Source organism: Serratia sp. Tan611, assembly GCF_905188235.1.
GTDB lineage: Bacteria > Pseudomonadota > Gammaproteobacteria > Enterobacterales > Enterobacteriaceae > Serratia_B > Serratia_B rhizosphaerae.
Window position 1 is genome coordinate 4,410,230 of the sequence record NZ_LR994655.1, and the last position, 24,398, is coordinate 4,434,627.

At 57.0% G+C, this 24,398-nt stretch carries 31 protein-coding genes; 16 read left to right on the plus strand and 15 right to left on the minus strand.

What is annotated here, in order from left to right; all coding sequences use genetic code 11:
• The first annotated feature begins 6 nt into the window (after positions 1–6).
• Entirely contained in the window at positions 7–1,425 is a 1,419-nt protein-coding gene (locus tag TAN611_RS20740) for a glutamate synthase small subunit (protein ID WP_105232743.1), read from the plus strand.
• 173 nt (positions 1,426–1,598) lie between these two features.
• Here TAN611_RS20740 and sspB read toward each other — a convergent pair whose 3' ends face one another.
• The 5 genes from sspB to zapE form a co-directional block, all read right to left on the minus strand.
• A complete protein-coding gene (sspB, locus tag TAN611_RS20745; RefSeq protein ID WP_105232744.1) occupies positions 1,599–2,093 on the minus strand; it encodes a ClpXP protease specificity-enhancing factor in 495 nt (164 codons plus the stop codon).
• 2 nt (positions 2,094–2,095) lie between these two features.
• On the minus strand, positions 2,096–2,737 hold the full coding sequence (gene sspA / locus TAN611_RS20750) for a stringent starvation protein SspA (RefSeq protein ID WP_054307417.1): 642 nt from the start codon (positions 2,735–2,737) through the stop codon (positions 2,096–2,098).
• A gap of 386 nt (positions 2,738–3,123) precedes the next feature.
• The gene (rpsI, locus tag TAN611_RS20755) at positions 3,124–3,516 is read right to left on the minus strand and encodes a 30S ribosomal protein S9 (RefSeq protein WP_004937080.1); all 393 of its coding nucleotides are present in this window, start codon (positions 3,514–3,516) and stop codon (positions 3,124–3,126) included.
• 15 nt (positions 3,517–3,531) lie between these two features.
• Entirely contained in the window at positions 3,532–3,960 is a 429-nt protein-coding gene (rplM, locus tag TAN611_RS20760) for a 50S ribosomal protein L13 (RefSeq protein WP_015961989.1), read from the minus strand.
• A 266-nt stretch (positions 3,961–4,226) separates the two neighbouring features.
• Positions 4,227–5,357, minus strand: a complete 1,131-nt coding sequence (gene zapE, locus TAN611_RS20765; protein WP_105232745.1) for a cell division protein ZapE — start codon at positions 5,355–5,357, stop codon at positions 4,227–4,229.
• Between the two features lie 265 nt (positions 5,358–5,622).
• Here zapE and zapG point away from each other — a divergent pair, with 265 nt between their 5' ends.
• The 4 genes from zapG to TAN611_RS20785 all read left to right on the plus strand — a co-directional run bounded on the left by zapG (position 5,623) and on the right by TAN611_RS20785 (position 9,352).
• Entirely contained in the window at positions 5,623–6,021 is a 399-nt protein-coding gene (zapG, locus tag TAN611_RS20770) for a Z-ring associated protein ZapG (RefSeq protein ID WP_015961991.1), read from the plus strand.
• A 190-nt stretch (positions 6,022–6,211) separates the two neighbouring features.
• The gene (gene degQ / locus TAN611_RS20775) at positions 6,212–7,579 is read left to right on the plus strand and encodes a serine endoprotease DegQ (protein ID WP_105232746.1); all 1,368 of its coding nucleotides are present in this window, start codon (positions 6,212–6,214) and stop codon (positions 7,577–7,579) included.
• Positions 7,580–7,668: 89 nt separating this feature from the next.
• On the plus strand, positions 7,669–8,727 hold the full coding sequence (gene degS, locus TAN611_RS20780; RefSeq protein WP_105232747.1) for an outer membrane-stress sensor serine endopeptidase DegS: 1,059 nt from the start codon (positions 7,669–7,671) through the stop codon (positions 8,725–8,727).
• Between the two features lie 352 nt (positions 8,728–9,079).
• On the plus strand, positions 9,080–9,352 hold the full coding sequence (locus TAN611_RS20785) for a bacteriocin (protein WP_105232748.1): 273 nt from the start codon (positions 9,080–9,082) through the stop codon (positions 9,350–9,352).
• Positions 9,353–9,462: 110 nt separating this feature from the next.
• Here the strand turns inward: TAN611_RS20785 and murA are convergent, their stop codons facing one another.
• The 8 genes from murA to TAN611_RS20825 all read right to left on the minus strand — a co-directional run bounded on the left by murA (position 9,463) and on the right by TAN611_RS20825 (position 14,715).
• Complete coding sequence (gene murA, locus TAN611_RS20790) at positions 9,463–10,722, minus strand: UDP-N-acetylglucosamine 1-carboxyvinyltransferase (RefSeq protein WP_105232749.1); 1,260 nt, start codon at positions 10,720–10,722, stop codon at positions 9,463–9,465.
• Between the two features lie 145 nt (positions 10,723–10,867).
• A complete protein-coding gene (gene ibaG, locus TAN611_RS20795; RefSeq protein ID WP_015961996.1) occupies positions 10,868–11,122 on the minus strand; it encodes a BolA family iron metabolism protein IbaG in 255 nt (84 codons plus the stop codon).
• 138 nt (positions 11,123–11,260) lie between these two features.
• The gene (mlaB, locus tag TAN611_RS20800) at positions 11,261–11,563 is read right to left on the minus strand and encodes a lipid asymmetry maintenance protein MlaB (RefSeq protein WP_197950600.1); all 303 of its coding nucleotides are present in this window, start codon (positions 11,561–11,563) and stop codon (positions 11,261–11,263) included.
• Positions 11,563–12,192 (minus strand): phospholipid-binding protein MlaC, encoded by a 630-nt coding sequence (gene mlaC, locus TAN611_RS20805; RefSeq protein WP_105232751.1) that lies wholly within the window; start codon positions 12,190–12,192, stop codon positions 11,563–11,565. Before mlaC ends, mlaB begins: the two co-directional genes overlap by 1 nt.
• A 14-nt stretch (positions 12,193–12,206) precedes the next feature.
• Positions 12,207–12,734 (minus strand): outer membrane lipid asymmetry maintenance protein MlaD, encoded by a 528-nt coding sequence (mlaD, locus tag TAN611_RS20810; RefSeq protein ID WP_105232752.1) that lies wholly within the window; start codon positions 12,732–12,734, stop codon positions 12,207–12,209.
• 4 nt (positions 12,735–12,738) lie between these two features.
• Entirely contained in the window at positions 12,739–13,521 is a 783-nt protein-coding gene (gene mlaE, locus TAN611_RS20815; protein WP_105232753.1) for a lipid asymmetry maintenance ABC transporter permease subunit MlaE, read from the minus strand.
• A 16-nt stretch (positions 13,522–13,537) separates the two neighbouring features.
• Positions 13,538–14,341, minus strand: a complete 804-nt coding sequence (gene mlaF, locus TAN611_RS20820) for a phospholipid ABC transporter ATP-binding protein MlaF (RefSeq protein WP_105232754.1) — start codon at positions 14,339–14,341, stop codon at positions 13,538–13,540.
• Between the two features lie 53 nt (positions 14,342–14,394).
• Complete coding sequence (locus TAN611_RS20825) at positions 14,395–14,715, minus strand: hypothetical protein (protein WP_105232755.1); 321 nt, start codon at positions 14,713–14,715, stop codon at positions 14,395–14,397.
• Between the two features lie 2 nt (positions 14,716–14,717).
• Here TAN611_RS20825 and TAN611_RS20830 point away from each other — a divergent pair, with 2 nt between their 5' ends.
• The 11 genes from TAN611_RS20830 (at position 14,718) to npr (ending at position 22,851) form a co-directional block, all read left to right on the plus strand.
• Positions 14,718–15,695 carry a calcium/sodium antiporter gene (locus tag TAN611_RS20830; RefSeq protein WP_105232756.1) on the plus strand — a complete coding sequence of 326 codons (978 nt, stop codon included), beginning with the start codon at positions 14,718–14,720 and terminating at the stop codon, positions 15,693–15,695.
• A gap of 16 nt (positions 15,696–15,711) precedes the next feature.
• Entirely contained in the window at positions 15,712–16,698 is a 987-nt protein-coding gene (gene kdsD / locus TAN611_RS20835; RefSeq protein WP_105232757.1) for an arabinose-5-phosphate isomerase KdsD, read from the plus strand.
• Positions 16,699–16,759: 61 nt separating this feature from the next.
• Positions 16,760–17,314 carry a 3-deoxy-manno-octulosonate-8-phosphatase KdsC gene (gene kdsC, locus TAN611_RS20840; protein ID WP_054307545.1) on the plus strand — a complete coding sequence of 185 codons (555 nt, stop codon included), beginning with the start codon at positions 16,760–16,762 and terminating at the stop codon, positions 17,312–17,314.
• The gene (gene lptC / locus TAN611_RS20845) at positions 17,311–17,889 is read left to right on the plus strand and encodes an LPS export ABC transporter periplasmic protein LptC (protein ID WP_105232758.1); all 579 of its coding nucleotides are present in this window, start codon (positions 17,311–17,313) and stop codon (positions 17,887–17,889) included. Before kdsC ends, lptC begins: the two co-directional genes overlap by 4 nt.
• On the plus strand, positions 17,858–18,394 hold the full coding sequence (lptA, locus tag TAN611_RS20850; protein WP_105232759.1) for a lipopolysaccharide ABC transporter substrate-binding protein LptA: 537 nt from the start codon (positions 17,858–17,860) through the stop codon (positions 18,392–18,394). The genes lptC and lptA overlap by 32 nt, the downstream gene beginning before the upstream one ends.
• 6 nt (positions 18,395–18,400) lie before the next feature.
• Positions 18,401–19,126: an LPS export ABC transporter ATP-binding protein gene (gene lptB, locus TAN611_RS20855; protein ID WP_105232760.1), complete on the plus strand. Its 726-nt coding sequence runs from the start codon at positions 18,401–18,403 to the stop codon at positions 19,124–19,126.
• Positions 19,127–19,177: 51 nt separating this feature from the next.
• Positions 19,178–20,611, plus strand: coding sequence for an RNA polymerase factor sigma-54 (gene rpoN, locus TAN611_RS20860; protein WP_105232761.1), 1,434 nt, complete (start codon positions 19,178–19,180; stop codon positions 20,609–20,611).
• A 23-nt stretch (positions 20,612–20,634) separates the two neighbouring features.
• A complete protein-coding gene (gene hpf, locus TAN611_RS20865) occupies positions 20,635–20,922 on the plus strand; it encodes a ribosome hibernation promoting factor (RefSeq protein WP_015962009.1) in 288 nt (95 codons plus the stop codon).
• A 216-nt stretch (positions 20,923–21,138) separates the two neighbouring features.
• On the plus strand, positions 21,139–21,600 hold the full coding sequence (gene ptsN, locus TAN611_RS20870) for a PTS IIA-like nitrogen regulatory protein PtsN (protein WP_105232762.1): 462 nt from the start codon (positions 21,139–21,141) through the stop codon (positions 21,598–21,600).
• Between the two features lie 127 nt (positions 21,601–21,727).
• Complete coding sequence (rapZ, locus tag TAN611_RS20875) at positions 21,728–22,582, plus strand: RNase adapter RapZ (RefSeq protein ID WP_015962011.1); 855 nt, start codon at positions 21,728–21,730, stop codon at positions 22,580–22,582.
• Entirely contained in the window at positions 22,579–22,851 is a 273-nt protein-coding gene (npr, locus tag TAN611_RS20880; RefSeq protein ID WP_015962012.1) for a PTS phosphocarrier protein NPr, read from the plus strand. The genes rapZ and npr overlap by 4 nt, the downstream gene beginning before the upstream one ends.
• A gap of 64 nt (positions 22,852–22,915) precedes the next feature.
• On the opposite strand, the gene TAN611_RS20885 is transcribed toward npr, so the two are convergent.
• Together TAN611_RS20885 and TAN611_RS20890 are read right to left on the minus strand one after the other, a co-directional pair.
• A complete protein-coding gene (locus tag TAN611_RS20885; protein WP_203066965.1) occupies positions 22,916–23,332 on the minus strand; it encodes a hypothetical protein in 417 nt (138 codons plus the stop codon).
• A gap of 19 nt (positions 23,333–23,351) precedes the next feature.
• On the minus strand, positions 23,352–24,389 hold the full coding sequence (locus TAN611_RS20890; protein WP_203066966.1) for a hypothetical protein: 1,038 nt from the start codon (positions 24,387–24,389) through the stop codon (positions 23,352–23,354).
• Positions 24,390–24,398 lie beyond the last annotated feature (9 nt).

Consider the following 24,398-nt stretch of genomic DNA (forward strand, 5'->3'; position numbering starts at 1 on the left):
GTCATAATGAGTCAGAATGTTTATCAATTTATCGACCTGCAGCGCGTTGATCCGCCGAAGAAACCGCTGAAGATCCGTAAAATCGATTTCGTGGAAATCTACGAGCCGTTTTCGGATTCGCAGGCCGAAGCGCAGGCGGACCGCTGTCTGTCCTGCGGCAACCCGTATTGCGAGTGGAAGTGCCCGGTGCACAACTACATCCCGAACTGGCTGAAGCTGGCCAATGAGGGGCGTATCATGGAGGCGGCGGATCTGGCGCACCAGACCAACAGCCTGCCGGAAGTGTGCGGCCGCGTCTGTCCGCAGGATCGCCTGTGTGAAGGCTCCTGTACGCTGAACGATGAGTTCGGCGCGGTAACCATCGGCAATATCGAACGTTATATCAACGATAAAGCCATCGAAATGGGTTGGAAACCGGATATGTCGCACGTCCAGCCGACCGGCAAACGCGTGGCGATCGTCGGCGCCGGCCCGGCCGGTCTGGCCTGTGCCGACGTGCTGACCCGCAACGGCGTCAAAGCCGTGGTCTACGATCGTCACCCGGAGATCGGCGGCCTGCTGACCTTCGGCATTCCGGCGTTCAAGCTGGAGAAAGAGGTGATGATCAAGCGCCGTGAAATCTTCAGCGAGATGGGCATCGAATTCCAGCTCAATACTGAAATCGGCAAAGACGTCGCGCTGGACGCGCTGATTGACGAGTACGACGCGGTGTTCCTCGGCGTCGGCACCTATCAGTCGATGCGCGGCGGCCTGGAGAATGAAGGTGCGCCGGGCGTCTACGATGCCCTGCCGTTCCTGATCGCCAACACCAAGCAGCTGATGGGCTACCAGAGCAGTGAGCAGGAGCCGTATGTCAGCATGGAAGGCAAGCGCGTGGTGGTGCTGGGCGGCGGCGATACCGCGATGGACTGCGTACGCACCTCCATCCGTCAGGGCGCCACGCAGGTGACCTGCGCCTACCGTCGCGATGAGGCGAATATGCCTGGCTCCAAACGCGAAGTGACCAACGCGCGGGAGGAAGGCGTCGAGTTCCAGTTCAACCTGCAGCCGCTCAGCATCGAGCTGAACGCCGCCGGGCGCGTAGCCGGGGTGAAAATGGTGCGCACTCAGCTGGGCGAGCCGGATGCCAACGGCCGTCAGGCGGCAGAGCCGGTGCCGGGTTCCGAGCACGTGCTGGATGCCGACGCGGTGGTGATGGCCTTCGGTTTCCGTCCGCATGCGATGAACTGGCTGGCGGCGCATGACGTCCAGCTCGACAAGCAGGGGCGTATTGTGGCACCGGAAGGCAGCGACAACGCGTTCCAGACCAGCAACCCGAAAATCTTCGCCGGCGGCGATGCGGTGCGCGGCTCTGACCTGGTGGTGACGGCGATTGCCGAGGGGCGTAAAGCCGCCGACGGCATCCTGAACTATCTGGAAGTGTAACCTCGCCACGCGGCTTAAATGACTGTGCCAAACGGCTTCCCCGACGGGAGGCCGTTTTTTTATGGCGTTTTACGGCAGAGGCCTTCGGACATTAACACGGTGTTCTGTCCCGGATTCTGCCAATAAAAAAAGGTACAGCATGCTGTACCTTTTCAATCAAACGGAAGTTGCGCTTACTTAACCACGCGCAACGCCGGGCGCCCGCCGCGTGGCGGCTGTGGCGGTTCATCATCCGGATCGTTATCGTCACCGTTGTCAGGACGATCGCCGTCGATAACCGACATCAGGCTTTCAGAAGGCACCGTCTCCAGCTCGTCGAAAGCACCTTCGCCTTCATCGTAAGCGGCTTCCGGTTCGAACATGGTTCCCGCGCCGTTCTCACGGGCGTAAATCGCCAGCACCGCGGCCAGGGGCACCAGCACCTGACGCGGTACGCCGCCGAAGCGGGCGTTAAAGCTCACTTCGTTGTCGCCCAGCTGCAGGTTGCCGACCGCACGCGGCGCAATGTTCAGAACGATCTGACCATCGCGCGCGAACTCCATCGGCACCTGAACGTCCGGGCGTGTTACGTCGACCACCAGATGCGGCGTCAGCTGGTTGTCCAGCAGCCAGTCATAAAACGCCCGCAGCAGATAAGGGCGGCGCGGCGTCATCTGCGACATATCCATGATTAACCCCGAGTATGCAGGCGCATTTCGCGCTCGGCTTCGGTCAGTGAGGCCAGGAACGCATCACGTTCAAAGACGCGGGTCATATAGCCTTTCAGCTCTTTGGAACCGGCGCCGTTCAGTTCAATGCCCAGCTGCGGCAGACGCCACAGCAGCGGCGCCAGGTAGCAATCCACCAGGCTGAACTCTTCGCTCATGAAATATGGCGCCTGAGCAAAGATCGGCGCAATGGCCAGCAGTTCTTCACGCAGCTGACGGCGGGCAGATTCGGCTTCCTGACCGCTGCTCTGCTCGATCTTGTACATCAGCGAATACCAGTTCTTTTCGATGCGCAGCATCATCAGGCGGCTTTCGCCACGCGCTACCGGATAAACCGGCATCAGCGGCGGGTGCGGGAAGCGCTCGTCCAGGTATTCCATGATAATACGGGACTCATACAGCGTCAGCTCGCGATCGACCAGCGTCGGCACCGTTTGGTAAGGATTGAGGTCGATCAGATCCTGTGGCAGGTTATCCGGTTCAACCTGCTCAATCTCGACGCTGACACCTTTTTCCGCCAGTACGATACGTACTTGATGGCTAAAAATGTCGGTCGGGCCAGAAAACAGCGTCATTACCGAACGTTTGTTGGCAGCGACAGCCATGAAAACCTCCAAGTTTTATCTAGAAAATACTGCGAATAGCCAACTTAGCCCCGAAGCTTGCACCTTGCCCATGGCAAAGTGAAAACGCATGGGAATATCCGGCTGCTATCCTGAATGATCTTGACCGCAGGCCAGCAGCACGCAGGTAACCTTAGGTCTGGAAAGCGGCCTCGGAGGTAACTGGCGGCAACTGCTCGGCGAACAGGCGCAAAAGTGGATGATAGTTTACCAGATTTTGCCCGTTTTGTGGGGAGCGGGCGGCGATTTCATCACTATTTGTCTGGCGACGCGCAGATTTTTCACCGGTGGGGGGGAATTTCAGACATAAAAAAACCCGGTGCAACACCGGGTTTTTCGCATAATTCGTTCTGCCGCAGCAGAATAAATTAACGCTTGGAGAACTGCGGACGACGACGTGCTTTACGCAGGCCGACTTTCTTACGTTCAACCTGACGAGCGTCACGAGTGACGAAGCCAGCTTTACGCAGTTCAGAACGCAGAGTCTCGTCGTATTCCATCAGCGCACGGGTGATACCGTGGCGGATAGCGCCAGCTTGACCGGAGATGCCGCCACCTTTAACAGTGATGTACAGATCCAGTTTGCCAACCATGTCGACCAGTTCCAGCGGCTGACGAACTACCATGCGGGCAGTTTCGCGACCGAAGTACTGTTCCAGGCTGCGCTGGTTGATAACGATGTTACCGTTGCCCGGCTTGATAAAGACGCGAGCGGCGGAGCTTTTGCGGCGACCAGTGCCGTAGTATTGATTTTCAGCCATTGCCATTAATCCCGATTAAATGTCCAGAACTTGCGGTTGCTGTGCCGCGTGATTGTGCTCGGTGCCCGCGTAAACTTTCAGTTTACGGAACATTGCACGACCCAACGGACCCTTTGGCAGCATGCCTTTAACCGCGATTTCAATCACACGCTCAGGACGGCGGGCAATCATCTCTTCAAAGGTCGCTTCTTTGATACCACCGATGTGGCCGGTGTGGTGGTAGTACATCTTGTCGTTACGCTTGTTGCCGGTTACAGCAACTTTGTCAGCGTTCAGAACGATGATGTAATCACCGGTATCAACGTGCGGGGTGTATTCCGCTTTATGCTTGCCGCGCAGACGACGAGCCAGTTCAGTAGCGAGACGGCCTAAAGTTTTACCGTTCGCATCAACAACGTACCAGTCGCGTTTTACGGTCTCTGGTTTAGCTGTAAAAGTTTTCATTAAAAGCTTACCCAATAATTAGTTACACGTTGGTGAACACCCAAACGCTCGAAAACAGTTGAGGCTCACACGACCATCAAGTCCAGCAAACCTACCCCTTCGAATAGCCATTGCCGGCACTATAAAGTTTTTGGGAAAAAAACTTTGTTGTAACGTGGGGTCGCAAGATTATAGAGAAGTCACCCGCAAAGATCGAACAGTTTTTGCAGGAAAAATGCATTTTAGCGGCATCAGGCGGGCCTCGATGCGTGGAGGCCCGTATGATATCACGGCAGATGCGGCAGCTTCAGATATTCTTCGCTCTGCATCTCCTGCAGGCGCGACAGGCAACGCTGGTATTCAAACTTCAGCCGCTCGCCCTGGTAAATGTCGAACATCGGCGCCTCGGCGGCGATCACCAGTTTGACGTGACGCTCGTAGAACTCATCCACCAGCGCCAGGAAACGGCGCGCGGTGCTCTCCTTCAGCGGCCCCATCACCCGCACGTTATGCAGGATAACGCTGTGATACAGGCGCGACAGCGCGATGTAATCCAGCTGACTGCGCGCCTCTTCGCACAGCGTATGAAAATCCACCGCCAGCACGCCGTCCGCCGCGCGCAGCGCCTGCAGCGGCCGGTGGTTGATCTCCAGCAGCGGCGATTCGTCGCCGCCCTTGCCCGCCAGTTTGCTGAAGATATCGTCCAGCGCCTGTTGAGTCTGCGCATTCAGCGGCGTCAGGTAGAGATGCGCCTGAGTCAGGGTGCGCAAGCGATAGTCAATGCCGGCGTCCACGTTCATCACGTCGCAGTACTCGTTGATCAGATCGATGGCCGGCAGGAAGCGTGCGCGCTGCAGGCCGTTGCGATACAGCTCGTCCGGCGGGATGTTCGAGGTGGCCACCAGGGTAATGCCGCGGGCGAACAGCGCCTGCAGCAGCGTCGCCAGCAGCATGGCGTCGGTGATGTCGGAGACAAAGAACTCGTCAAAGCATAAGACGTCCGCCTGCGCCTTAAAGCCGTCGGCGACAACCTCCAACGGGTTTTCCTGCCCCTGCAGCTGCGCCAGCTCTTCGTGCACCCGCAGCATAAAGCGGTGAAAATGCAGCCGCAGTTTGCGCTCCCCCGGCAGGCTGTGGAAGAACATATCCATCAGCCAGGTTTTGCCGCGCCCGACGCCGCCCCACATATACAGCCCCTGCACCGGGCGCTGCGCCGCCGGACGGCCGCCTTTTCCCAGCCAGCGGCTGAGCTTGCCGCGCAGACCGCCGGCCTCTGGCGGCGCGTCGGGCGTTTGTTGTATCAACTGCTGATAAATGGAATCTAACTGGCTGACCGCCCGGCGCTGCACCTCATCGGCCTGATAGTCGCCGGCGTCCAGCGCCTGCTGGTAGCGTGTTAACGGTGATGGTGAATACATGTTGCCTAATGTTCCCTGCAATCGCTCCGCCCGCGCCCGCTGGCGCACAGCGCGGATAAAGAATTTATTTAGCCCATTTTAGCCGCGCGTTACCGGTCATATTTCCGGTTATCGCCACATTTCCCCGCATTGCGGCCCACTCAAAAACCCGGAAAAGCCAAGGTAACAGCGCTTCAGGATTCCACTCGGACAAGGTTAACGGTTATAGTGGATATTATTAAGTGAAAAATCCCTGCGGAACAACGAAGTCACAATAGGAGTCATCATGACCTGGGAGTATGCGCTGATTGGTTTGGTGGTCGGTATCGTCATCGGTGCGGTAGCGATGCGCTTTGGTAACCGTAAACTACGTCAACAACAGGTTTTGCAAAACGAACTGGATAAAAGCAAAACCGAGCTGGAAGAGTACCGTCAGGAACTGGTCGGCCATTTTGCCCGCAGTGCGGAACTGCTGGACAACATGGCGCGCGACTATCGCCAGCTCTATCAACATATGGCGAAAAGCTCCAATAACCTGCTGCCGGACCTGCCGATGCAGGAAAACCCGTTCCGTTATCGCCTGAGCGAATCCGAAGCGGATAACGATCAGGCGCCGGTTGAAATGCCGCGCGACTACTCCGAAGGCGCTTCCGGCCTGCTGCGTGGTGCGCCGCGTCGCGACTGACCGCCGTTTTCAGCCCGCGTAAATTTTGCGCGGGCTTTTGTACTTTCCCCCTCCCCCCGATGCGATTCCTGCGCTATCCTAAAGCCTTAAATGGATGTTGGCGGTGAACTTATGACGCAAATTCACGGTCTTAACCTTACCTTTAGTGGTTAATTAATTTCACCGGCAGGTAATGAGAGAGTTATTATCAATGAAAAAAAAGTCGTTAATTCTTAGTGCATTAGCAATGAGTATTGGCCTGACGCTTACCTCCGTACCGGTGGCCAATGCGGCCTTGCCACTCGCCGTCCAGGGGCAGCAGTTGCCAAGCCTGGCGCCGATGCTGGAAAAAGTCTTACCCGCCGTGGTCAGTGTGCATATTGAAGGGACTCAGGTGCAGCGCCAACGTTTGCCGGAAGAGTTCAAATATTTCTTCGGCCCTAATTTCCCTACACAGAAGCAAAGTTCTCGTCCGTTTGAAGGCCTCGGTTCAGGCGTGATTATTGACGCAGCCAAAGGCTATATTCTTACCAACAACCACGTCATCGCCAACGCTGACAAAATCAAAGTGCAGCTGAATGACGGCCGCGAGTTCGACGCCAAGCTGCTTGGCCGCGACGAACAGACCGACATCGCGCTGCTGCAGATCACCGCCAAGAACCTGACCGCGGTGAAAATGGCCGATTCCGATAAACTGCGCGTCGGCGACTTTGCCGTCGCCGTCGGCAACCCGTTCGGCCTGGGGCAAACCGCCACCTCCGGCATTATCTCCGCGCTGGGGCGCAGCGGCCTCAACCTGGAGGGCCTGGAGAACTTTATCCAGACCGATGCCTCAATTAACCGCGGCAACTCCGGCGGCGCGCTGGTGAATCTGAACGGCGAACTGATCGGTATCAACACCGCTATTCTGGCGCCGGGCGGCGGCAATATCGGCATCGGCTTCGCCATCCCCAGCAATATGGCGCAGAACCTGAGCCAGCAGCTGATCGAGTTCGGCGAAGTGAAGCGCGGCCTGCTGGGCATCAAAGGCAGCGAGATGACCGCCGATATCGCCAAGGCCTTTAATACCGACGCGCAGCGCGGCGCCTTTGTCAGCGAAGTGCTGCCAAAATCCGCTGCGGCCAAGGCCGGTATCAAAGCCGGCGATATTCTGGTTTCCGTCGACGGCAAGCCAATCGGCAGCTTCGCTGAACTGCGCGCCAAGGTCGGCACCACCGCGCCGGGCAAAACCATCAAGATCGGCCTGTTGCGCGACGGTAAGCAGCAAGAGGTCTCCGTCACGCTGGATAACAGCGAAACCGCTTCCACCAGCGCGGAAACCCTGTCCCCGGCCTTGCAGGGCGCTTCACTGAGCAACGGCGCGCTGCCGGGCGGCGAGAAAGGCGTGAAGATCGACAACGTCGGCAAAGGTACGCCGGCGGCGCAGATGGGCCTGCAAAAAGGCGATGTGATTATCGGCATCAACCGTCAGCGCGTTGAAAGCATCACCACACTGCGCAAAGTCCTGGCGGCGAAACCGCCAGTGATGGCGCTGAATATCGTCCGTGGCGGCGAAACCATTTACCTGTTAATGCGTTAATTTGTACAAAAACCGGGTGCGGTAGCATACTGCACCCGGTTAACTCGTGTTATTCTCCGTTCATCCTTTATTTTATCTGTTAAAACTCCATGTTTGCTAAGCTCTTGCGTTCCACTGTTATTGGTTTAATCGTTGCCGGCCTGCTATTGGCAGCGCTTCCCGTGCTGCGTTATTCCAATCAACTGTTTGCAGAGAAAATGGAGAGTACCGCCGACGAAACCCCGGCCGGTTATAACAAAGCGGTGCGCCGCGCCGCGCCCGCAGTGGTAAATATCTACAACCGCAACATGAGCGGCGCCCCCAACGTGCTGTCGCTCGGTTCCGGCGTCATTATGAACGATCACGGCTATATCCTGACCAACCGCCACGTAATCAAGGATGCGCAGCAGATTACCGTGGTGCTGCAGGACGGCCGCCGCTACGAAGCGCTGCTGGTCGGTTCCGACAGCCTGACCGATCTGGCGGTGCTCAAGATCGATCCGGGCAATCTGCCGGTTATTCCCATCAATACCAAACGTATGGCACATATCGGCGACGTGGTTCTGGCGATCGGCAACCCCTATAACCTTGGTCAGACCGTTACCCAGGGGATTATCAGCGCCACCGGACGCATCAGTCTGAGCACCACCGGCCGCCAGACCTTCCTGCAGACCGATGCGTCAATCAACCGCGGCAACTCCGGCGGCGCGCTGGTGAACTCGCTGGGCGAGCTGATGGGGATCAATACGCTGACTTATGACAAAGTCACCAACGGCGAAACCCCGGAGGGGCTGGGCTTTGCCATTCCTACCGAGCTGGCCAGCAAGATTATGGAAAAGCTGATTCGTGATGGTCGCGTTATTCGCGGCTACTTCGGCATCCAGGGCAAAGAGATTATCCCGCTGCGCACCTCCAACAGCGGCATCGATCGCCTGCAGGGGATTATCGTGACCGAAATTACGCCGAACGGCCCGGCGGCTAACGCCAATTTCCATATCAACGATATTATCATCAACGTCAACCATAAACCGGCGATCTCCGTACTGGAAACCATGGACCAAGTTGCGGAAATCCGCCCTGGCACCACAATTCCGGTGATAGTACTGCGCGACGGCAAACGCATCACGCTGCAAATGACGGTGGGTGAGTTCCCGGAAGATAACAACTAGCGTCATACGAGACGTATCGGCGAAGGCATCTCCGTATGCGTTTGTTGATACGTCAGCCCCCCCCTCTTTTCTTCGCCCCATATTCTACCGACAAGCCACGCCAAAATAATAATCATGCATTAAACATATAATTAAATTTAATAAATAAAATAGATATTAAAATATACATCCATTCATTTAGTTTGTAGTTATAAAAAATAAATCATCATTTCCATATTAAACTGTTTATTTAATTCTTAATCTCTTGTACTTTTAACCACGCGATTTCCAGAGCAATATTATTTTATTTCTCTTGAAAATCTGCATTCATATAAAAAATATATTTATTTTAATTTATATATAAGGACATTACATGCGTGAATTAAACAATAAAGAACTGACCACCGTTAGCGGCGGTACTTTCGATGGTATGCTTTGGGGTATCATGGATGGCATCGCCAGCGGCGCCGGCATGGCGAAATTCGCTACCGGCGGCAGCATCATGTTTGGTGCCTTTGCCCAGCTGGTTGGCGTCGTCATTGCTCCAATCATCGGCGGTTTCGTCGGTGGTGTTATTGGCCTGATGACCGATCGCGATACCGTCGCCGAATATGCTCAGCGCTATCGCGAAACGATGGGTAAATAATTCAGTTATCCATGCTGATGAATAAAAAATGCACCTAATCAGATGCATTTTTACAGAGTGATTCAATAACTATGCATTACGTCCTGCGGGGGACGTAATGCATTTTTTATTTACTCGCCTTTTACGCGCTCGATATTCGCGCCCAACGCACGCAGCTTATCTTCGATACGCTCATAGCCGCGATCGATATGATAAATACGGTCAACGATGGTCACGCCATCGGCGATACAGCCGGCCAGCACCAGGCTGGCGGAAGCGCGCAGATCGGTCGCCATCACCTGCGCACCGGACAGTTGCTCAACGCCATGGCAGATTACCGTGTTGCTTTCGATTTCCGCATGTGCGCCCATGCGGATCAGCTCCGGTACGTGCATGAAGCGGTTTTCGAAGATGGTTTCGGTGATAACGCCGGTACCTTCAGCCACCAGGTTCAACAGGCTGAACTGCGCCTGCATATCGGTCGGGAAGCCCGGGTGCGGCGCGGTGCGAATGGTAATGGCCTTTGGCCGCTGACCGTGCATATCCAGACTGATCCAGTCCTCACCGACTTCAATATCCGCACCGGCTTCACGCAGCTTGGCCAGCACCGCATCCAACGTGTCAGGACGAGTATCACGACACAGCACCTTGCCGCCGGAGATCGCCGCCGCCACCAGGAAGGTGCCGGTTTCAATACGGTCAGGCAGAACACGGTACACGCCGCCGCCCAGACGCTCAACGCCTTCAATGGTGATCTTGTCGCTGCCGGCGCCGCTGATTTTTGCACCCAGCGTATTCAGGAATTCGGCGGTATCGACAATTTCCGGCTCGCGTGCGGCGTTTTCAATCACGGTGGTGCCCGTCGCCAGCGTCGCGGCGCTCATAATGGTGACGGTAGCGCCCACGCTCACCTTGTCCATCACGATATGCGCGCCCTTCAGACGGCCATCGACGGATGCCTTCACATAGCCTTCTTCCAGTTTGATCTCGGCACCCAGCTGTTCCAGACCGGTGATATGCAGATCGACCGGACGCGCGCCGATGGCGCAGCCGCCCGGCAGAGAAACCTGGCCATAGCCGAAACGGGCGACCAGCGGACCCAGCGCCCAGATGGAAGCGCGCATGGTTTTCACCAGATCGTAAGGCGCGCAGAGTTCGTTCACACCGCTGGCGTCCATAAACACCGAACCATTACGTTCAACTTTCGCACCCAGCTGGCTCAACAGCTTGATGGTGGTATCGATGTCTTTCAGTTTGGGAACATTCTGTAACTCGACCGGCTCTTCTGCCAACAACGCGGCAAACAGAATCGGCAGGGCGGCGTTTTTCGCCCCGGAAATAGCCACTTCCCCGCTCAGGCGGGTACGGCCCTGCACTCGAAATTTATCCATCTAATGACTCTCTGTTGTCTCGTCCACAATACCCGCCAACCCACGCCGCCGCACACTGGCCGCCCGCAAGCGCGCCGCTGTGCTCCCTTGCCTGCGCCGTCGGTCAACCGGGTATCAACGCTGCCGGCCCGAAAGGCCCGCAGCCTTAAAATCCGTTGAGTTTGCGATCCCGCTTCCACTCTTCAGGGGTGTATGCCTTGATCGACAGGGCATGAATGCGGTTGTCGGCAATGTATTCCATCAGCGGCGCATAGATCGCCTGCTGCTGTTTGACGCGGCTCATGGCGCCAAACAGTTCACCGACCGCAATCACCTGAAAGTGGCTGCCGTCGCCCGTCACCTGCACTTCTTCCAGCGCCAATGCATTCATCAGCACGTCTTTAATTTCGCTATTTTCCATGGTATCCCGTTCTGCTACAAAGGATCATAATCAGCCTGATATCTTAGAGGAATACGGCGCTTTCTTAAACTAAAGAAAAAGCCCCTGCATAACAGGGGCTTTCGATCATGTACTTACCGCCGCGCCGATAAACCGCGCCTAACTCCGTGTCTCGACAGGCATTATCTCCTGCAGATTGTACAAAGCGATCAGCGTTCTCAAACGGTCGGTGGCGCCGGAAATTTTCAATTCCACGCCGTTGCGCAGCTGTTCGGCACGCAGATGCACCAGCAGCGCCAAACCGGAAGAGTCCACGCGGCGCAGCTGCGCCACGTCAATCGCCGTTTTGCCTTTCAGCAGCTTAGCGCGCTGCCGCCACAGCGGCAGCAGCGTTTCCCGGTCCAGGTCGCCGTGCAGCACCAGCGTCTGCTGCTGGTCATCGAAACGCAGAGACTCAGCCATTACTTTTTCTGGTCCAGCGTGATCGGCTGCTTGGCCGCCGCCTGCAGTTGCTGAGTCAGGCCGTCGATGCCTTTGGTACGCAGCGTTGACGCCCACTCATTCTGCTTGGTGGTGATCATGCTGACGCCTTCGGCGATCATGTCATATGCCTGCCAGTGGCCGGTCTTGCTGTTTTTACGCCATTGGAAATCAAGACGCACCGGCGGACGGCCGTTGGTGTCGATAATGGTGACGCGAATCGCCACGATATTGGCGTCCCCCAGCGGCTGCTGCGGCGCAATCTGATAGGTCTGGCCGTGATACAGCGCCAGCGCCTGGCCGTATGCCTGCTCCAGATAGGCCTGGAACGCGGTGAAGTACGCTTCACGCTGCGCCGGCGTCGCTTCTTTGTAATAACGGCCCAGCACCAGCGCGCCGGCGTATTTCACCTGAACGTACGGCATCAGCTCTTCATGCACGATGGAACGCAGCGAGTTCGGATCCTGCTTGATTTTCGGCTGCTCGGTTTTGAGGCGGGTAAAGGTCTTCTCCGCCGCTTCTTGCATCATGCTGTATGGGTTGGTTTGGTCCGCCGCGCTTGCCAGCGGTGCAACCACCAACAGGGCAACCATCAATAAACGTTTAAACATGCAGGTTTCCTCTTTTAATGACTCGGGGCGGCTGCCGGCGCTGCACCCGCAGCATCCGGCTTGGCTTCATCCTGACCGCCGCTTTTATACAGGAACTGGCCGATCAAATCTTCCAGCACCATTGCTGATTTCGTGTCCTGAATGGTGCCGCCATCCTTGAGAATAGCAGTCCCCATTTCCGGGTCTTCAAAGCCGACGTTCAGGGCAAGAAACTGTTCCCCCAGCAGGCCCGACGTGCGGATTGCCAGGGAACTGGTATCCGGGATCTGGTTGTACTTATCCTGAATATCCAGCGCAACGCGCGGCGAATACGTTTTCGGATCCAGTTCAATATCCGCCACGCGGCCGATCACCACCCCGCCAATCTTCACCGGCGAACGCGCTTTCAGGCCACCAATGTTATCGAAGGTGGCATAGATACGGTAGGTCGGTTCGTTGCCGATGGATTTCACATTGGCAACCTGCAGGCAGATAAAGATGATGGCGGCCAGCGCGATCAGCATAAATACCCCAACCCAGATTTCACTCTTCTTCGTTTGCATCGACTCAATTCCCAAACATCAGTGCTGTCAGCACAAAATCCAATCCCAACACCGCCAGAGACGAATGTACCACCGTTCTGGTCGTTGCCCGGCTAATCCCTTCAGAGGTCGGCACCGCATCATAACCGTTAAAGATAGCAATCCAGGTCACGGTTATCGCGAATACCACGCTCTTGATCACGCAGTTCAGCAGATCCTGACGCCATTCGACGGCGCCCTGCATCGCCGACCAGAAGAAGCCGCTGTCGATGCCTTTCCAATCCACGCCGACTATCGAGCCGCCCCAGATACCAACGGCAACGAAGATCAGGGTCAGCAACGGCATGCTGATCATCCCGGCCCAGAAACGCGGCGCTACGATGCGCCGCAGCGGATCGACCGCCATCATCTCCAGGCTGGAAATCTGTTCGGTGGCTTTCATCAGGCCGATTTCTGCGGTCAGTGCGGAGCCTGCACGGCCGGCAAACAGCAGCGCGGTCACCACCGGCCCTAGTTCGCGCAGCAGCGACAGCGCCACCATCATGCCCAGACTCGCCTCGGCGCTGTAGGTGGTCAGCACCAGATACCCCTGCAGCCCCAGCACCATGCCGATAAACAGCCCGGAAACCATAATAATCAACAGCGACTGTACGCCGACGCTGTGCAGCTGCTTGATCAGCAGCGGCCATTGCCTGCGCGGTTCAGGCCGCCCGATCAGCGCGCCCCACAGCATCAGACCGGCGCGCCCGAAGGCGGTGCTGATATTGATGCCACGGCGTCCAAGAGACGCTAACGCCTGTAATAACATGAGGATATCTACTCCCTTACCCTAACAATTCGGCCTGGTAATCACCGGCCGGATAACGGAACGGCACCGGCCCGTCGGCAATACCATCCAGGAACTGGCGCACGCGTGCATCAGGATTGTTCTGTAACTGCTGTGCGGTTCCTTCGGCTATCACATGGTGTTCCGCTACGATATAAGCGTAGTCGGCAATGCTCAGCACTTCCGGCACGTCGTGTGACACCACGATACAGGTGATCCCCAGCGCATGGTTCAGTTCATCAATCAATTTAACCAGTACGCCCATGGTGATCGGATCCTGACCGACAAACGGCTCATCAAACATGATCAGCTGCGGGTCGAGCGCAATGGCCCGCGCCAGCGCCGCACGCCGCGCCATGCCGCCGGACAGCTCGTTCGGCATCAGATCCGCCGCGCCGCGCAGCCCCACCGCCTCAAGCTTCATCAGCACCGTGGTGCGAATCAGCGCCTCCGGCAGTTGGCTGTGTTCGCGCAGCGGGAAAGCCACGTTCTCAAATACGGTTAAATCGGTGAACAGCGCCCCTGACTGGAACAGCATGCTCATCTTTTTGCGCGCGTCGTACAGTTTATGCCGCGACAGCGCGGGAATATTGTCCCCGTCGAACCAGATTTCACCGCTATCCGGTGCCAGTTGCCCGCCGATCAGGCGCAGCAAGGTGGTCTTGCCGATGCCGGACGGCCCCATAATCGCCGTCACTTTACCACGGGGAACCGTCAGGTTGATGTCTTCAAATATCAGCCGATCGCCGCGGGAGAACGTCATACCGCGCACTTCGACCAGATTATCTGCCTGCTGGTACATGTTTTTGGATCCTTGTACGGCTTCAGTTGGCTATATCACCCGCTGATAATAATCTACCGGGCGCAATACGGCGCATTTTTACAAAAACTTACCGCCATTTCGCTACCAATGATGCCATTAGTTTTACTTTTACGCTGCGCAGGGTCAAAATTAGTCACATCACGAAAAATAACGACACAGATGGCGATGGCGCCCATCCCCCGGCGCAAGCCGGTAATGGTGGGCAGAAAAAATAGCCGCCGGGCTATGTTTGACCAACGAATCGGGCTCCCTGTCGGTTTCACGTCATCGCCATACGCCCCGCGCGCCCAACAGCGCCGAAGGGCGGCGATCGGCAGTGGCAAATCCCAGGGAATAATGCCCGCAAAGGACACGCATGTTTCTCGCAATAGCATTATTTATCGTTGGCTTGTTTTTACTGGTATATGGCGCCGACCGCCTGGTTTATGGCGCGGCGGTGATTTCCCGTTCGCTGGGCGTGCCGCCGCTGATCATCGGCATGACGATCGTCGGCATCGGCACCTCGCTGCCGGAGCTGTTCGTGTCCGTCACCGCAGCGCTGAACGGCCAGAGCGATATGGCGGTCGGCAACGTTCTCGGCTCCAATATTACCAATATCCTGTTGATTTTAGGCGTTGCCGCGGTGATTCACCCGCTGGCGGTCCGCTCAGAGATACTGCGGCGCGAACTGCCGCTGATGTTGGCGGTCACAGTATTATGCGGCCTGGTGTTGATGAACAGCCAGCTCAGCCGGCTGGACGGTGCGCTGCTGTTGGTCGCCGCCGCTGGCTTTATCACTCTGATGCTGAAGATCGCGCGGCTGGCCCAGCGCGAAGGCAATGACAGCCTGACCAGGGAGCAGATGGCCGAGCTGCCGCAAAGCGGCAGCGCCACCGTCGCCACGCTGTGGCTGGTGCTGGCGTTTATTATCCTGCCGCTCGCTTCGCGGATGGTGGTCGATAACGCCACGGTTATCGCTCACTATTTCGGCATGAGCGAGCTGGCGGTCGGTCTGACGATGATCGCCGTCGGCACCAGCCTGCCCGAGCTCGCCACGTCGATAGCCGGCGCGCTGAAAGGCGAAGGCGATATGGCGATCGGCAATATTATCGGTTCGAATATTTTCAATATGGCGATCGTACTCGGCGTGCCCGCCCTGCTGTCGCCCAGCCGGCTCGACCCGGCCGCCTTCCAGCGCGACTACTGGGTGATGCTGGCGGCCATCATCGCGCTCAGCGCGCTGTGCATCGGGCGTAAACATCGCATCGGCCATCTGGCGGGCGCTCTGTTATTATGTGGTTTTATTGCGTATCTTGCGCTGCTGTTTTTCAACCCATTCGTTACCTTTGGCTAAGAATACGAGAAAAAGCATGTCGAATATTGAGTTGCAACCTGGCTTCGATTTTCAGCAGGCCGGTAAAGAAGTGCTCCAGATCGAACGTGACGGGCTGGCGCAGCTCGACAGTTACATCAATGACGACTTTACCCGCGCCTGCGAAAAAATCGCCGCCTGCAGCGGTAAAGTGGTGGTGATGGGGATGGGTAAATCCGGCCATATCGGCTGTAAGATTGCTGCCACCTTCGCCAGCACCGGCACCCCTTCATTCTTCGTGCATCCGGCAGAGGCCAGCCATGGCGATCTTGGCATGGTCACGCCGCAGGACATTGTGCTTGCCATTTCCAACTCCGGCGAATCCAGTGAAATTCAGGCGCTGATTCCGGTGCTGAAACGTCAGCAAATCCCGATGATCTGCATGACCAACAACCCGGAAAGCTCAATGGGCAAGGCGGCGGATATCCACCTGTGTATTAAAGTGCCGCAGGAAGCCTGTCCGCTGGGCCTGGCGCCGACCACCAGCACCACGGCAACATTGGTGATGGGCGACGCGCTGGCGGTGGCGCTGCTGAAGGCGCGCGGTTTTACGCCGGAAGATTTCGCGCTGTCCCACCCCGGCGGCGCACTGGGGCGCCGCCTGCTGCTGCGCGTCAGCGACATCATGCACGGCGGCGACGAGATTCCGCACGTCGGCACCGACGCCACGCTGCGCGACGCGCTGCTGGAGATCACCCGCAAAAACCTGGGGATGACGGTCATCTGCGACGACCAGATGAACATTGCCGGCATTTTCACCGATGGCGACCTGCGCCGCATCTTCGATCTGGGCATAGACCTGAACAGCGCCAAAATTGCCGATGTCATGACGCGCGGCGGCGTACGCGTGCGGCCGCACACGCTGGCGGTGGACGCGCTGAACCTGATGCAGCAGCGCCATATTACCGCGCTGCTGGTTGCCGATGGCGACCGGCTGCTGGGTGTGGTACATATGCATGACATGCTGCGCGCCGGCGTTGTTTAAGTTTTTACAGGCGACGGGGCGCCTAAACGCGGCCCTATTGATAGAATAACTAGGAAAATCAATGAGTATGGTTGAAACCTGCTACGGGCCGGTAACGCAAGACGTGATGGCGCGTGCCGGGAAAATCCGTCTGCTGATCTGCGACGTCGACGGCGTCCTGTCGGACGGCCTGATTTATATGGGCAACAACGGTGAAGAACTGAAGGCGTTCAACGTGCGCGACGGTTACGGCATCCGCTGTCTGAAAACCTCAGACATCGAAGTCGGCATCATCACCGGGCGTTCTGCCAAGCTCCTGGAAGACCGGGCAAAAACGCTGGGCATCAGCTATCTGTACCAGGGGCAGTCCGATAAGCTTTTGGCCTTCCGGGAACTGTTGGATACACTGTCGCTGTCGGCGGATCAGGTAGCCTATATCGGCGACGATCTGATCGACTGGCCGGTGATGGCGCAGGTAGGCCTGGCCGTGGCGGTGGCAGACGCCCACCCGCTGCTGACGCCGCGCGCCCACTACGTCACCCGCATCGCCGGCGGACGCGGCGCGGTGCGTGAACTGTGCGACATTATTCTTTTGGCTCAGAACAAGCTGGAGGACGCCAAAGGGCTGTCGATATGAGCAAAACCAAACGCTGGATCACCATTATACTGGCGCTGATCGTTCTGGCCCTGATCGGCTGGAATATGGCGGATTACGATGACGAACCCACGGCCGGGCCGGTAAACTCGGAAGATCCGACCTACCAGAGCCAGCAAACGGTCACCGTCGTCTACAACCCGGCCGGTAAATTAAATTATAAGCTGGTGGCGGAGAGCGCCAAGTACTATACCGCCGAAGAGCTGAGCTGGTTCACCCAGCCGGTGATGACGCTGTTTGACGAAAACGCCGTCGCCACCTGGTCGGTACGCGCCGACCGCGCCAAACTGACCAAAGACCGTATGCTGTACCTGTACGGCCATGTCGAGGTGAACAGCCTGACCACCACCTCGCAGCTGGAAAAAATTAAAACGGACAATGCTCAGGTAAATCTGGTGACCCAGGATGTGTCCTCCGATGACGAAGTTACGCTTTACGGCGCGAATTTTAATTCCAATGGCATGAAAATGCGCGGAAATCTGCGGGACAAAACCGCTGAGCTGATTGATAAGGTTAAGACCAACTATGAAATTCAAACTCAAAAAACCACTCCGTAGTCTGTTGATCGGCAGCTTAGTTTTGGCCGCCAGCGCCCCTGCTCTGGCGCTGAAGTCCGACGCCAACCAGCCGGTGAGCATTGACTCGCTGAACCAGTCTCTGGATATGCAGAGCAACGTCAGCACCTTTACCGGCAACGTGGTGATCAAGCAGGGCACCATTGAGATTAAAGCCGATAAAGTGGTGGTCACCCGTCCGGGCGGCGATCAGAACAAAACCTATATCGAAGCCTTCGGCAAGCCGGTAACCTTCTACCAGATGCAGGACAACGGCAAACCGGTGAAAGGACACTCGCTGAAAGTGCGCTACGACGTGGCGCCGCAGCTGGTGACCCTGACCGGCAATGCCTATCTGGAGCAGCTCGACAGCAACGTGAAGGGCGAGCGCATCACCTATCTGGTGCAGCAGCAGCAAATGCAGGCATACGGCGACAAGGGCAAACGCGTGAAGACCGTGCTGGTGCCGTCGCAGTTGCAGGATAAAAACGGTCAGAAGAGTAACTAATCACTTATGGCAACACTCATCGCAGAAAATCTGGCGAAAGCCTACAAGGGCCGCAAAGTCGTTGAAGACGTCAGCCTGAAAGTGAACTCCGGCGAAATCGTCGGGTTGCTGGGGCCGAACGGCGCGGGTAAAACCACCACCTTTTACATGGTGGTCGGCATCGTACAGCGCGACGCCGGACGCATCATCATTGATGATGAAGACATCAGCATCCTGCCGCTGCACGCCCGTGCGCGTCGCGGCATCGGCTATCTGCCGCAGGAAGCCTCGATCTTCCGCCGCCTGAGCGTCTATGACAACCTGATGGCGGTGCTGGAAATCCGTGACGATCTGAGCAGCGAGCAGCGCGCCGATCGGGCCAACGAGCTGATGGAGGAGTTTCATATCACCCATCTGCGCGACAGCCTGGGGCAGGCGCTGTCCGGCGGTGAACGCCGCCGTGTCGAAATCGCCCGCGCGCTGGCCGCCAACCCGAAATTCATCCTGCTGGACGAACCGTTTGCCGGGGTAGACCCGATTTCCGTTATCGATATTAAAAAAATCATCGAACACCTGCGCGACAGCGGGCTGGGCGTGCTGATCACCGACCATAACGTGCGTGAGACGCTGGACGTCTGCGAACGCGCCTATATCGTCAGCCAGGGCCAGCTGATCGCCCACGGCACGCCGGAAGCGATTCTGAGCGATGAGCAGGTGAAACGCGTTTATCTGGGCGAAGAATTCCGCCTGTAATGCCTTGCGTCAGCGATACGCGACGGTTAACGGAAAAATAGAAAGAACATTATGAAGCAAGGTTTGCAACTCAGGCTCAGCCAACAATTGGCGATGACTCCCCAGCTGCAACAGGCCATTCGTCTGCTGCAGCTGTCTACGCTTGAGCTCCAGCAAGAGATCCAACTGGCGTTAGAGAGCAACCCGCTGCTTGAGCAAACCGACCCGCACGATGAGATCGACGCGGAAGAGGGCAACGACACCGAAGGTCTGGATACCCGCGAGGCGCTGGAGCAAAAGGAGATGCCGGACGAGCTGCCGCTGGACGCCACCTGGGACGAAATCTATACCGCCGGCACGCCATCGGGCACCGGCACCGATTACCGCGACGATGAGCTGCCGGTCTATCAGGGGGAAACCACCCAGACGCTGCAGGACTACCTGATGTGGCAGGTGGATCTGACCCCGTTCTCCGATACCGACGCCGCTATCGCCACCTCGATCGTCGACGCCGTCGACGATACCGGCTATCTCACCGTCTCGCTGGAAGAGATTCTGGAAAGCGTCGGCGCGGAAGACGTCACGCTTGATGAGGTGGAAGCGGTACTCAAACGGGTGCAGCGTTTCGACCCGATCGGCGTCGCGGCGCGCGACCTGCGCGACTGTCTGCTGGTTCAGCTTTCTCAATACGCCAAAGAGACGCCTTTCCTCACCGAAGCCCGGCTGATCATCAGCGAACACCTGGATCTGCTGGCCAATCACGACTTTCGCAGCCTGATGCGATCAACCCGGCTAAAAGAAGATACACTGAAAGAAGCGATGCTGCTGATTCAGTCGCTCGACCCGCGCCCGGGGCAATCGATCAATACCGGCGAGTCGGAATATGTCATTCCCGACGTGCTGGTACGCAAGGTGCACAACCGCTGGACGGTCGAGCTGAATGCCGACAGCATTCCGCGTCTGAAGATCAACCAACACTACGCCGCACTGGGCAACAGCTCGCGTAATGAAGCCGATGGCCAGTTTATCCGCAGTAACCTGCAGGAAGCGAAATGGCTGATCAAAAGCCTGGAAAGCCGTAACGATACGCTGCTGAAGGTGACGCGCTGTATCGTCGAGCAGCAGGAGGCGTTCTTTGAACAAGGCGAGGAGTTTATGAAGCCCATGGTGCTGGCGGATATCGCCCAGGCCGTGGAGATGCATGAATCGACGATTTCACGCGTGACCACGCAGAAGTTCCTGCACAGCCCGCGCGGAATCTTCGAACTGAAATATTTCTTCTCCAGCCACGTCAACACCGACAGCGGCGGCGAGGCATCCTCCACGGCGATCCGCGCGCTGGTGAAGAAATTGATCGCGGCGGAAAACCCCGCCAAACCGCTTAGCGACAGTAAACTGGCCACCCTGCTTGCCGATCAGGGCATCATGGTGGCGCGGCGCACCGTCGCCAAGTACCGAGAGTCTTTGTCCATCCCGCCGTCGAACCAACGTAAACAGTTGGTTTGACCTCAATAGAGAAGGAAGACATTATGCAGCTCAACATTACCGGACACCACATCGACATCACCGAGCCGTTACGCGAGTTCGTGAATACCAAGTTCGCCAAGCTCGAACAGTATTTCGACCGCATTAATCAGGTTTATGTCGTGCTCACCGTGGAAAAAGTGCAGCAGATTGCGGAAGCAACGGTGCACGTGAATGGAGGCGAGTTGCACGCCACCTCGGAAAAAGAAGATATGTATGCTGCAATTGACTGCCTGATTGATAAACTGGCGCGGCAATTGAACAAACATAAAGACAAATTGAAGCAACACTGACAATCTGGGCCGCTACCGTCCGCGGCAGCGGCCTGAACGTAGCCTTCGTGCTACCGGGCTGCCATCGGCGCGTTATTCAGCAGAATAACGCGCCGATAAGCCATCAGGGTTTAACAGACGAAAAATCGCCTCGTTAAGCAACGACGTCGCAGAGCGTTTGGCACCGCCAAACCAGCGCTAAGCAAGCTTAAGCGTGTGATTTTAAGTGAAGATGAGATGAACGACGAAATAATGCAATTAAGCTCGGTGCTCAACATCGAGTGCACCAGAAGCTCGGTACACTGCAACAGCAAGAAACGCGCTCTGGAAATTATCAGCGAACTGGCAGCCAAACAGCTCAACCTGTCGCCACAGGTAGTGTTTGACGCGGTTCTCACCCGTGAACGCATGGGAAGTACCGGTATCGGCAACGGTATCGCTATCCCTCATGGCAAGCTGGAAGAGGACACACTGCGGGCCGTTGGCGTGTTTATCCGTCTCGACCAACCTATCGCCTTCGACGCCATCGACAACCAGCCGGTCGATCTGCTGTTCGCCCTGCTGGTACCGGCCGATCAGTGCAAGACCCATTTGCATACGCTGTCGCTGGTCGCCAAGCGTCTGGCCGATAAAACCGTCTGCCGCCGCCTGCGCGCCGCGCAGAGCGACGAAGAGCTTTATCAGATCATTACGGAATAACCGGTTGCCGGCGTGACTTCCGCCGGCGATAACGATACTGTTTGTCTGTCACGGATCCCGGCCGTCGCCGGGCTCATATTTCCAACGGCGGCAGAAGCGCCGCCGAGATGCCAGGGGGAGTTGCCACATGGTGCTGATGATTGTCAGCGGCCGTTCCGGTTCAGGGAAATCCGTCGCCTTGCGGGCGCTGGAAGATATGGGTTTTTACTGCGTTGATAACCTGCCCGTGGTGCTGCTGCCGGAGCTGGCCAAAACGCTGGCGGAACGCAACAGCTCCGCTGCGGTCAGCATCGACGTGCGTAATATGCCGGAGTCACCGGAAGTGTTCGAATATGCGATGACGCAACTGCCGGACAGCTTCTCCCCGCAACTGCTGTTCCTGGACGCCGACCGCAATACGCTGATCCGTCGTTACAGCGACACCCGCCGCCTGCATCCGCTGTCCAGCAAAAACCTGTCGCTGGAAAGCGCCATCGATGAAGAGAGCGACCTGCTGGAGCCGCTGCGCTCGCGCGCCGATCTGATCATCGACACCTCTGAAATGTCGGTCCATGAACTGGCGGAGATGCTGCGCACCCGCCTGCTGGGCAAACGCGAACGCGAACTGACCATGGTGTTCGAGTCCTTCGGCTTCAAGCACGGCATCCCTATCGATGCCGACTACGTGTTTGACGTCCGCTTCCTGCCGAACCCGCACTGGGATCCTAAGCTGCGGCCGATGACCGGTCTGGACAAGCCGGTAGCGTCGTTCCTGGACCGCCATACCGAAGTGCATAATTTTATCTACCAGACGCGCAGCTACCTTGAACAATGGCTGCCGATGCTGGAAACCAACAACCGCAGCTATCTGACGGTCGCCATCGGCTGTACCGGCGGTAAGCACCGTTCGGTGTACGTGGCCGAACAGCTGGCGGACTACTTCCGCTCGCGCGGCAAGAACGTGCAGTCGCGCCACCGTACGCTGGAAAAACGCAAGCAATGACCATCAAACAAACGGTCGAAATCAAGAACCGGCTGGGCATGCATGCCCGCCCGGCGATGAAGCTGTTTGAACTGGTGCAGAGTTTTGACGCCGAGGTGATTCTGCGTAACGACAGCGGTACCGAAGCCGAAGCCAGCAGCGTGATTGCGCTGCTGATGCTGGACTCCGCCCAAGGCCGGCATATTGAGGTCGAGGCCAGCGGCCCGCAGGCGCAGCAAGCGCTGGACGCGGTGATAGCGCTGTTTAATTCCGGCTTCGACGAAGATTAAGAGCCGGACGGCGCTTAAGACCGCATCCCCCCACAACCGATTTGAAGTCGGCTCATCAAGCGTTCTATGGCGACATATGACTCAATAGCATATCAATCCCCCCAAACACCGCGCCTATCGTGACAGAAACCAGCCAGGCCAACGAAAAATAATAGTAGCCTTTTACCCAGCCAACCTCCGCCGCAGGGCGTGAGCTTAAAAAAACATAAGGCTCGTTGGAGAGATAGCTGTTGCGGCCCGTTTTAATCTTTTTACCTGTCAGTAAATGATAAAAAAAGCGTACGGGATAAAAACTACCGAAATAGCCCAAATGCACCATAAAAGCATGGTAGCTGGGCATAAAAAAACCTTGCTGTTGATACAGGGAAATCAACTGCTCATAGCGCCGGCGGATAAACGCAAAATACACCATACTGGCGAAGCCAAGCACGATACCACCGAAAAAAAGGACCAAGAATATCGTAGTAATAAAGGTATACATCGCAAATCTCCCCTGCCCCTTATTTCAGTAGTAAATCAGCCATCTTATTACCACCGTATTCTCCCAACTTTTCTCCCGCATATCCCCCGGCCAATCCTCCTGCGGCCGTGCCTATAAGTCCGCAGGCCAAACCCGCGGCACCTGCCGTTGGGGCACTGATAATGCCTAATGCCAGGCAAATCCCACCTCCGGCTGCTGCTCCCCAAGTACCGCCAACGGCACCAAGCCATACTCCGCCACCAAAAGCACCATACCCTTTTAACGCCACCCGCGTACATTCCTTCTCTCGGCCAAGGGTGCAGGCATGATAAATATCATTGGTCGCGCTGGCCCCGGCGGTCGCAATACCAATCCAGCCCGCGCCTTTCATAAACTTCACCGCCTTGCCGGTGCCCTCCAGGTAGCTCGCATAGGCCTTTATCGCCCCGACGCCCGCCGTTGACCACTCATGCACAATGGAACAGCTGGAGAGGTTCAGCGCTCGTTTGATGCTCTCATAAGGGTGCAGGTTAAGGAGGTTACGCGTGAGCCGACTGAAGATCGGTTTATCCAACAATGCTTTCAACTCGTTAAACAACCGCTGTCTTTCCACAAAAAACTGCTGGCCGATCAGCGTTCCCTGAGTGCGGAACTGGTTTTGATAGCTGGCCTCAATCTGCTTAAGAATCGTGTCGATGCGCATAAAGTACTGCTTGCCGGCATCGCTGACCATCCCCAGCCCTCGGCTGGTACCGTTAAGGATGGTCGCAATAGCGGCATAGTGGCGCTGGAGGAAGTTCGCCTGCTCAACGTTAACCGGCTCCATGGCCCGGTTAACCGCCCGCTTAGCCTGGTATAACTGCCGTAGCAACGCATCCTGACGTGAATGTTCGGGATCGGCAACAATCACTATCTGCCCGGGCTTCAGCCACGGCGTATCCGCATTGATCTGCATAAAATAGCGGGCCGCAGTACTGCGTGGATTGGCGAACAGCGTACTTCCTTGAAAGGCTAAAGAACCCGGCGTTTCAACAACGCAGTAGCCGGGTTCTACGGGTCGGCGGGGAAACGTGGCCATCTTGTGACT